This window comes from Draconibacterium mangrovi (genome assembly GCF_010586825.1).
GTDB lineage: Bacteria > Bacteroidota > Bacteroidia > Bacteroidales > Prolixibacteraceae > Draconibacterium > Draconibacterium mangrovi.
The window spans coordinates 446,032-455,564 of record NZ_JAAAGB010000004.1; the positions used below are offsets into that span (position 1 = coordinate 446,032).

Sequence of the window (9,533 nt, forward strand, 5' to 3'; positions counted from 1 at the left end):
AGTCGTTTTCTCGGAACCTTTAGTTTTCTTGTATTTACGGGTATGCATGTTAAAGAGTTTCTTATTTATTGGAGGGGAGTTTTACCGGGTGAAAACCTCTTCAAAATTATTTAAACATAAAACCATTTATCAAAAATATTATTACATTGGCACCCGAAGAAAACATTTTAAAAAACGATCAAAAAAACCAAACAGAATGGAAATCGTTAAGTGTACGCATTGTAACGAAGACAATAAAACCAATGCCAAATACTGCCGCTATTGTGGTTACGAACTGCCAAAAGTAGAGCCCAAAGAAACCCGGGAACAGCCGCTTGCAAAACAAACACAAGGTTCGACCAATAAGAAGTTAATCGTTGCGCTTGTTAGTGTAGTGGCTTTTGTTGTTGCCTTTGTTGTGGTGCAACAACTGGTGCAGCGTGTTTTTTCTTTCGATAAGGTTTTAATGAAAACCGCCAGTGAATTAAACGAAGCCTGCCCTTTAATGGTTGATGCCGAAACCCGCCTCGACAATACTGTGGCAATGGCCAATAATACTTTTCAGTACAACTATTCGCTAATGACTTTGGTAAAAGACTCGATTGATATCAGTAGTTTTGAAGCGTACCTGATTCCGCAAATAACCAACAATATAAAATCCAACCCCGATATGGAATTATTCCGCGTTAATCAGGTAACTATGAACTATAAATATGTGGATAAGAATGGGATTTTCATTACTAAAATATCTGTTGGTCCTGAGCAATATAACGAGTGACACCTTTGTTGATTGGTTTTATCTACAGTATAAAATTAACTCAGTACCTTTCTTCATCCCTTCAGGCATGTAACTTGGCATGATATATATCGTATAGTATCTATCGCCTTAATGTTGTAACTTTTATATTGTAGATTTTACTCAGTTGTGCTGTGATAGCCAGGTTTTTATTAACCAAAAATTAGCAATTATGAAAAAGATGAAATTCATTTTTGTGGCTTTTGCAGTGCTGCTATTTTCGGCAGTAGTAACAAATGCACAAAACAAAGAGGTCGAAACTGATTCATGGGACTATGAGGGATTTATGGACTGCACCGACGATTATGTATGGGGTGTAGAGACGATGGTGGTTACCAGCTGGGATTCTAAATTTCAGGCAAGGTACAAAGGTGAATATGAAGGCACATCCGGAAAACATTACTCCTGGAACCTGGTTATAAACGATAACTGGAAAAGCTGGAAAGAAGGACAGGCTGCTTTCAGAACCTATAACAGTACCAGTGTGATTGAATGTGATGGTGTACCGATTGCTATCTACAAAATCAGGTTTCATGTCACCTTAAATGCTAATGGCGAAATCGTGGTTCAGCGATACTGGGATTCCGGCGATGGATGGGTTTGCTTATAAATATTATAATATACTATATCATTTGGTAATAAAAGAGGACTTTACATCCTCTTTTGTTTTTTTTTCAAAGTTCAGTTTAAGTCTTTTATCTGTTGCGTTTTAAGGTGTTTTAACTTCTGTTTAGTTTTGAATGGCCAACTACCTTGTTATGATTGCTTCTTTAATAAGTATGCTAAGTCCTAATGTAAACTTTATCTAAAATCAATCCAGATAAGCTTGCATTTATCAAAAATCAATTTATATTTGCGTCAAACAAATTCGGCAAGAATGAACATTGACCAAAGAAATACTACTTCTTCTTTCGCAGCAATCCGTTGCGGAGCAATGTTTATGTCGTCTATGTTTATGTCTATGCGATAGCCTTCATTCGATGGTTATTCGTTGTTTGAAGGCATTCCGTACAAGCGTTTATTAAGCAAACAAAATTTCAAAAAAATATTTTTATGTCGGATAATGTTATTCGATTTGGTGGAAGCCATATTGGCAACCAAATAGCATTACAAAATTTAAAAGCCTGGTTAGTGGGCAGCAAAAGTCGCAATTATGTGGTGGTTTCGGCTATTCCCCAATTGCTCGATCTTATTCAGTTTAATCTGCAACAGGTATTTCTTCAAGAACTGGATGAAGAGGGATTACTGAACGAGATTTCCGGATTTTATATCGGTACAGTTGATGAGCAACCATCGGAAGAGTATTCAAAGTTAGCCAAACAGTTGGTTGGATTACTAAAGGGGATCGGGTTTATCGGCGATTATTCGCGGGCTTTAAAAGACCAGGTATTGAGTTTTTCGGAAAAACTGTCGGTCGAGATTCTGTCGTCGCTCTGGAACGAGGCAGTTATTATTCATCCCGAAGATATTGATTTACAGGTGTCATCCGATTTTGGAAATGCAACGTTCCTTTCGGTAGATACAGATAAACTCAATAAACTGGAGGAAGGTGTTTACCTGATTCCTGGTACTTATGGCATCGACGAGAACAATAAACTGGCGCGAACCGGAAAAACGGCAGCCGATTATACAGCAGCTTTTTTGACCAAAGAACTGGGTGTCGATACGCTAAAACTTTGGGGCCTCGACAACGATTTTCAACGGGCCAAACCTGCAATTATCAACAATCCCGAGATCATTCAACGCCTTACGTATTCCGAGGCAAGTGAGCTGGCGTATTTCGAGCACTACTCGTTTCACCCGCGAACCGTGGAACCGCTGGAACATGCGCACATTCCCATACAGGTGCTGAGCGCTGAAACTGCTGAGGGCAAAGTTCAAACCGTTATCAACACCGAAACCTACATTGAGGAGCAGATTGTAAAAAGTGTAGCCTGCACCGACGATATTTCGTTGCTGAAACTCGACGGGCCTGGCGTTGGTTTAAAACCGGGTATTCTGGCAAAAGTTACCAACCAGCTGAACGATGCCGGGCTAAACATTAAGTCGGTGATTACCTCGCAAACGTCCATCAATTTTATCTTAAGCAAAGAAAATGGTGCAAAAGCACTAAAACTCGTGCACAAATTAGGCTTTTCGGCTGTTACTGATATCAAAGTGGTGAACGACGTGGCGCTGATTGGTATTGTAGGCCACGGAATGCAACAGGCATATGGCGTGTCGGCAAAGATATTTACTGCTGTGGCTAACAATAAAATTAATGTAATACTAAGCGGCTCCGGAGCATCCGACCTTGTAAGCTATTTGGTGGTGCAGGAATCCGACAAAGAAAAAAGTGTAAGAGAAGTGTATAACGCTTTTTTCTAACCCAATAGATCCTTGAAAGAAGATCAAGTCACCTTTAGGGGATTTAGGGGTAACAGCAAGTTTCTAACTCAAAAAATTATAACAAAATGACAACTCAAAAATTAAATTTCGAAACACTGCAATTACACGCGGGACAACAACCTGATTCAGCAACCAACTCGCGTGCTGTGCCTATTTATCAAACATCATCGTATGTGTTTAACGATGCCGATCATGCGGCTAATTTGTTTGCCCTAAAAGAATTTGGCAACATTTACACACGTATTATGAACCCAACTTCGGATGTGTTTGAGCAGCGTATTGCAGCGCTCGAAGGGGGAGTGGCAGCACTTTCAGTATCTTCGGGGCACGCCGCGCAGTTTCTGGCACTGAACAATATCCTGGATATTGGCGACAACATTGTTTCATCGCCATATTTGTACGGCGGAACTTACAACCAGTTTAAAGTTACTTTTAAACGACTGGGAATTGAAGCACGTTTAACCGAAGATTTGGAAGCTGCATCGTTCGAAAAACTGATTGACGAGAATACAAAAGCCATTTATTTGGAGACGATTGGCAATCCGGGTTTTGTAATTCCTGATTTTGATGCAATTGCTGCAGTGGCTAAAAAATACGATATCCCGTTTATTGTTGACAACACTTTTGCCGGCGGTGGTTACTTATTCCGTCCGATTGAGCATGGTGCCGACATTGTGGTGGAATCGGCAACCAAATGGATTGGCGGTCACGGAACCAGCATTGGCGGTGTGATTGTTGACGCCGGAACTTACAACTGGGGCAACGGTAAATTCCCTGGTTTCACCGAGCCTTCAGAAGGTTACCATGGACTCAAATACTGGGATGTGTTTAATTTCGACGGGCCATTCGGAAACATTGCATTTATTATAAAAGCACGTGTTGAAGGCTTGCGCGATTTTGGATCGGCAATCAGTCCGTTTAACTCGTTCCTGTTGCTGCAAGGCCTGGAAACGCTGTCATTAAGGATGGATCGTCATGTGGAGAATACGCTGGCTTTGGCCAAATGGTTGGAAGCACATCCGAAAGTGGAGAGCGTAAATTACCCGGGACTGGAAAGCAGCCCGTCGTATGCCAATGCTCAGAAGTACCTGCCTAAAGGTGCAGGAGGTGTATTGTCTTTTAATGTAAAAGGTGATAAAGAAACGGCGAACAATGTGGTAAATAAGCTCGAACTGGTAAGCCACCTGGCAAACGTTGGAGATGCCAAAACCCTGATCATTCAGCCGGCAGCAACAACACACCAGCAGTTGTCGGAAGAAGCACAGGCAGCGGCCGGTGTAACGCCTACGCAGTTACGTGTAAGTGTTGGTTTGGAACACATCGACGATATTATTGCCGACTTTGAACAGGCATTGGCTAAAGTATAAGAAAATCATTCATGAATATTCACCTGCTGACTTCAGGTTAGCAGGTGAATAAATATTTTCCAACATTCATAATGTTGGTTATTTTTGCGCGAACTGAAAAAACGGAGTAACGAGATAAGGAATCGAGTGCTCTTGATACGAAAAAACGACTATAAAATGCCATTAAATATAAACGACAAATTACCGGCAATTGAAATTCTTCGCGAGGAGAATATTTTTGTAATGGATTCATCGCGGGCATCGCACCAGGATATCCGACCACTAAAAATTGTGATCTTAAACCTGATGCCACTGAAAATTTCAACTGAAACTGATCTGCTTCGTCTGTTGTCCAATTCTCCTTTACAGATTGAGATCGACTTTCTGAAAATTAAAGGGCATACGCCCAAGAATACGCCATCGCAACACATGAGTGAGTTTTACGACACTTTTGATGAACTAAAAAACAAAAAGTACGACGGTATGATTATTACCGGTGCTCCGGTTGAACAGCTCGATTTTGAGGAGGTAACCTATTGGGATGAAATGAAGGAGATCCTTGACTGGGCTGAGCATCACGTAACTTCGTCGTTGTTTATTTGCTGGGCAGCGCAGGCGGCTTTGTATCACTATTACGAGGTACCCAAATATCCGCTCGACAAAAAAATGTTTGGCGTTTTCGAGCATCATTTGTCCGACAATACATTACCAATATTCAGAGGTTTTGATGATGTCTTTTTTATTCCTCACTCACGTCATACCGAAATTCGTAAAGGTGACATAGAAAAAGTGGATGAGCTGCAGGTTATTTCACATTCGGAGGAGGCAGGTGTGTCAATTGTAAAAGCCAAAAACGGCCGGCAGTTGTTTATTACCGGGCATTCTGAATATTCACGAAACACTCTGGACGGGGAGTATAAGCGCGATATGGCCAAAAATTTACCCATCGAAATTCCAAGAAATTACTATCCCGATAATGATCCGTCTAAAACTCCGGTTATGCGCTGGAAATCAACAGCAAACCTGTTGTTCTCCAACTGGCTGAATTATTACGTTTACCAGGAAACACCATACGATCTGGAGCAGATTAGTTGAGAACTGATCACTGTTGGGCTTTCTGATTCACTTTTTATCTTGTAACTTTGAAATACAAAATTAAAAAGGAGATAAAATGAAAAATATAGCAGTAGTATTAGCCGGAAATGGTGTTTATGACGGTGCCGAAATTCACGAAGCCACATTAACTTTATTGGCCATTGCACAACAGGGTGCGGCCTATCAGTGTTTTGCTCCCGATGTGGATCAGGCGCATGTGGTGAATCATATTTCAGGAGAAGAAATGCCCGAAACCCGTAATGTGATGGTAGAAGCTGCTCGCATCGCTCGTGGTAATATAAAAGCTTTGTCGGAATATAAAGCTGACGATTACGATGCAATTATTTTTCCGGGAGGTTTTGGTGCTGCCAAAAACCTTTGCACATTTGCTTTCGATGGCCCTGATTGTAAAGTAAATCCTGATGTTGAAAAAGCCATAAAAGCTACTGTTGACGCAGAAAAACCTGTAGGAGCGCTGTGCATTTCTCCGGCAATAATTGCCAAAGTTCTAGGTGATGTAAAACTTACTATTGGTCAGGACAAAGGAACTGCCGATGCGCTGGAATCGTTGGGTGCCACACACGTTGCCACCACACACGGCGAAATTGTGGTTGACGAAAAATACAAAGTAATTACAACGCCTTGTTATATGCTCGATGCTACTATCACACAAATTGCAGATGGCGCTTCAAATGTGGTTGCTAAAATGCTAGAGATGGCATAATTGAGAAGAGTTTAGCTAACAAAACTGGTTTATGAGTTCAATTCCCTATATCGATATTCACACACATCCGTTTCATAACGAAATTGAAACGATAACGGTACAAAATATATTTCCGGGCGACGGATTTGCGGCTTTCAACGGGCGTAATTTTTATTCGGTTGGGCTTCATCCCTGGCACCTTGGCAGCAAACAGGAAAACAACGAAGCGCTGCAAATGGTAGAGGAAGCACTTGAATTTGACCATGTAATTTTCGTGGGTGAAGCAGGCCTCGATAAAATTAGCGGAGGCGATTTTATCGAGCAACTTCGGGTTTTTGAAGCGCAGGCCGTTATTGCCGAAGAGTATCAATATCCGTTAATTATTCATTGTGTGAAAGCGTTGAATGAGGTAATTGCACTCCGCGAAAAAATGAATCCCGTTATGCCCTGGATTATGCATGGATACAACGGTAGTGTTGAAATTACAAAACAACTGGTAGATAAAGGTTTTTTGTTTTCGTTTGGGAAAAACCTTTTCAGGGAGGATTCAAAAGCCGTAAAATCATTTAAATATCTTCCGCTAAATAAAATATTCTTCGAAACCGACGAGCTCGATTTAAACGTGGATACGATTTACGAGCAGGCTGCAGCTTTAAAGGAAATGCCGGTTGAGGTGCTTAAAAAGGCGGTGTGGACCAACTTTAACCAGATAGAAAAATCGTTGATGCCCGGAAGAATTTAAACACAATTTTGTTTCTTTGCGCCACGAAAATTTAGTTTTAGAGAGTAATGCACTGGTTAGAACGAACTGAGTTATTGTTAGGAGAAGAAAAACTGGCCAAACTTAAAAATGCAAATGTACTGGTAGTTGGCCTAGGTGGAGTTGGCGCTTATGCGGCAGAACAATTATGTCGCGCAGGAATTGGAAAAATGACCATTGTTGACGGCGACGTGGTGGAAGAAAGCAACCGCAACCGTCAATTACCCGCGCTTATCAGTACAAAAGGACAGCCAAAAGCCGAAATTCTGGCAAAACGTTTTATGGATATAAATCCGGAGTTGGAATTGACAATCGTAAATGATTACATCCGCGACGAGCAGACCATCGAACTCTTAAACAGTGCTCCTTTTGATTATGTTGTTGATGCTATCGATACGCTCTCGCCAAAGGTCTTTCTGGTTTATCATGCACTACAGTTAAAACTTCGTGTAATCAGTTCGATGGGTGCCGGTGGAAAAATGGATCCGTCGAAAATAGAAATCACCGACATTAAAAAATCACACAATTGCAAACTGGCAAAAATGATGCGAAAAAGGCTTGGTCGTCTGGGCGTTAAAAAGGGCGTAAAAGTGGTTTTCTCTTCCGAGGATATCGATGAAAAGGCCGTACGTATCGAGGAAGGCCGGAATAAAAAATCAACAGTAGGAACCATTTCGTACATGCCACCACTGTTTGGAGGTTTTATTGCCAGCGCAGTAATTCGCGATCTGATTGCGGAATAAATGTATGTTTAAGAAATATGTTAATTTTAGTTTGTTAGTTCGAATAAAGAATTACCTTTGGGCTGTTAATTTTTAGAAAAGTCTGGCAATTAGCATTTTGGTCTTTTTTTATTGATATTAATAAACCGGACAGTTTATCTCTCTTGTGTTTTTCCCGACGTTATTTCAATCGTTAATAAAGCTTATTTTATACTGTATTCAAGTAACACCAGGACGTGATGCATTTTGATTGGTTCTTCTGGTGATCAGTAAGATGGATATATTAACTTTAAATTATAGTATAAAATGAACATTTACATTGGAAATTTGCCCTTCAACATGGGCGAAGAAGATTTGAGAGAAATTTTTGAAGAGTATGGTGAAGTTGCTTCATCTAAAATTATCATGGATAAATTTACTGGAAGAAGCAAAGGTTTCGGTTTTGTTGAAATGGAAGACGATTCAGAAGCTAACAAAGCTATCGAAGAATTGAACAACGCTGAGGTTGCAGGTCGTAACATTAAAGTTAACGAATCAAAACCTCGCGAAAACAACAACCGTGGCGGTGGCGGCGGTGGTTACAACCGTGGTGGCGGTGGTGGTTACGGACGTCGTGACCGTTACTAGGATCAGAAAAGAATTTTTTGATAATATAGAAAAGGGGTTCATTAAGTTGAATCCCTTTTTGTTTTTATAAGACCAGAAATCAAAGTTTTTCTATTTTTGAGTTTCAATTCAACCCGATTATAATTATGAGCAATATCGTTTATCTGAACGGAGAATATGTAGCAGCCGATGAAGCAAAGATTTCACCAAACGACCGTGGATTCCTGTTTGCCGATGGTGTTTACGAAGTAGCCAAATATTATTATGGCAAGGCTTTTCGTTTCCAGGATCATTCAGAGCGCCTGAACCGCAGTTTAAAAGAGATTGGTATTGAATACGATACTGAGAAACTTGAAGCAGTATTTATGGAGCTGATTCAGAAAAATGATATGCTTAAGAAACATGCCGGAATTTACCTGCAAATATCGCGGGGCACAGCCAAACGTTCGCATCATTTCCCTGATGAGATTGCACCAACCGTTTATGCCTATGCTTTTGATCTGCCTTCGGCTACAGAAAAACTGGTGAACGGAATTAAAGTAATTACCCGCGACGATATTCGCTGGCAACGCTGCGATATAAAATCGGTTTCGTTGCTGCCCAATACAATGCTTTATAACGAAGCACACCAAAGCGGGGCAGGAGAGTGTATTCTTATCCGCGACGGAAAGGTTACCGAAGCTACGCATTCCAGCGTACTTTGTGTAAAAAATGGCATTGTGGTAACACGGCCTTTATCCAACCTGATATTACCCGGCATTACCCGAAAAGTAATTATGGAACTGTGCTCGGCGAATAACATTCCGGTTGAGGAGCGCCTGTACACCGAAGAAGAACTTTATGAAATGGACGAAGTTTTTATCGCAGGTACAGGTAGCGAAATTTGTCCGGTGGTGCAAATCGAAGATCAGTTGCTTGGTAACGGAAAACCAGGAGAAATAACACGATTGTTGCAAAAGCTGTTTTTTGAGTTGGTTTAATTAGTTTGTTCTTGCAAATTTATACATTCAAAATGGGGATTACCTGTAGGTTGTTCTTTTGCCTGCCGAATTCTAAGATAAAAACAACAGAATTATAAAAAATTACAGATGTTGGTGTAAAGGGACAAATGGAGTCTTTCTTTTAACAACTGCAAAAA

General features: G+C 40.8%; 10 protein-coding genes. All 10 read left to right on the forward strand.

The genetic code is table 11. From position 1 onward, the window contains the following. Positions 1-196: 196 nt before the first annotated feature. Positions 197-757 carry a zinc ribbon domain-containing protein gene (locus tag G4420_RS13490; protein ID WP_163324260.1) on the forward strand — a complete coding sequence of 187 codons (561 nt, stop codon included), beginning with the start codon at positions 197-199 and terminating at the stop codon, positions 755-757. 190 nt (positions 758-947) lie between these two features. Beyond that, a complete protein-coding gene (locus G4420_RS13495) occupies positions 948-1,385 on the forward strand; it encodes a hypothetical protein (RefSeq protein ID WP_163324262.1) in 438 nt (145 codons plus the stop codon). Positions 1,386-1,828: 443 nt separating this feature from the next. Beyond that, a complete protein-coding gene (locus G4420_RS13500; RefSeq protein WP_163324264.1) occupies positions 1,829-3,142 on the forward strand; it encodes an aspartate kinase in 1,314 nt (437 codons plus the stop codon). Positions 3,143-3,228: 86 nt separating this feature from the next. Then, positions 3,229-4,530, forward strand: a complete 1,302-nt coding sequence (locus tag G4420_RS13505) for an O-acetylhomoserine aminocarboxypropyltransferase/cysteine synthase family protein (protein ID WP_163324266.1) — start codon at positions 3,229-3,231, stop codon at positions 4,528-4,530. A gap of 156 nt (positions 4,531-4,686) precedes the next feature. Continuing rightward, on the forward strand, positions 4,687-5,604 hold the full coding sequence (gene metA, locus G4420_RS13510) for a homoserine O-acetyltransferase MetA (RefSeq protein WP_163324268.1): 918 nt from the start codon (positions 4,687-4,689) through the stop codon (positions 5,602-5,604). 76 nt (positions 5,605-5,680) lie between these two features. Next, positions 5,681-6,328 (forward strand): isoprenoid biosynthesis glyoxalase ElbB, encoded by a 648-nt coding sequence (elbB, locus tag G4420_RS13515; RefSeq protein WP_163324270.1) that lies wholly within the window; start codon positions 5,681-5,683, stop codon positions 6,326-6,328. 31 nt (positions 6,329-6,359) lie between these two features. Beyond that, complete coding sequence (locus tag G4420_RS13520) at positions 6,360-7,049, forward strand: TatD family hydrolase (RefSeq protein ID WP_163324272.1); 690 nt, start codon at positions 6,360-6,362, stop codon at positions 7,047-7,049. A gap of 47 nt (positions 7,050-7,096) precedes the next feature. Continuing rightward, positions 7,097-7,810 carry a tRNA threonylcarbamoyladenosine dehydratase gene (locus G4420_RS13525; protein ID WP_045033047.1) on the forward strand — a complete coding sequence of 238 codons (714 nt, stop codon included), beginning with the start codon at positions 7,097-7,099 and terminating at the stop codon, positions 7,808-7,810. A gap of 285 nt (positions 7,811-8,095) precedes the next feature. After that, on the forward strand, positions 8,096-8,416 hold the full coding sequence (locus G4420_RS13530) for an RNA recognition motif domain-containing protein (protein ID WP_038562309.1): 321 nt from the start codon (positions 8,096-8,098) through the stop codon (positions 8,414-8,416). A gap of 125 nt (positions 8,417-8,541) precedes the next feature. Further along, on the forward strand, positions 8,542-9,375 hold the full coding sequence (dat, locus tag G4420_RS13535) for a D-amino-acid transaminase (RefSeq protein ID WP_163324274.1): 834 nt from the start codon (positions 8,542-8,544) through the stop codon (positions 9,373-9,375). The last annotated feature ends 158 nt before the right edge of the window (positions 9,376-9,533 follow it).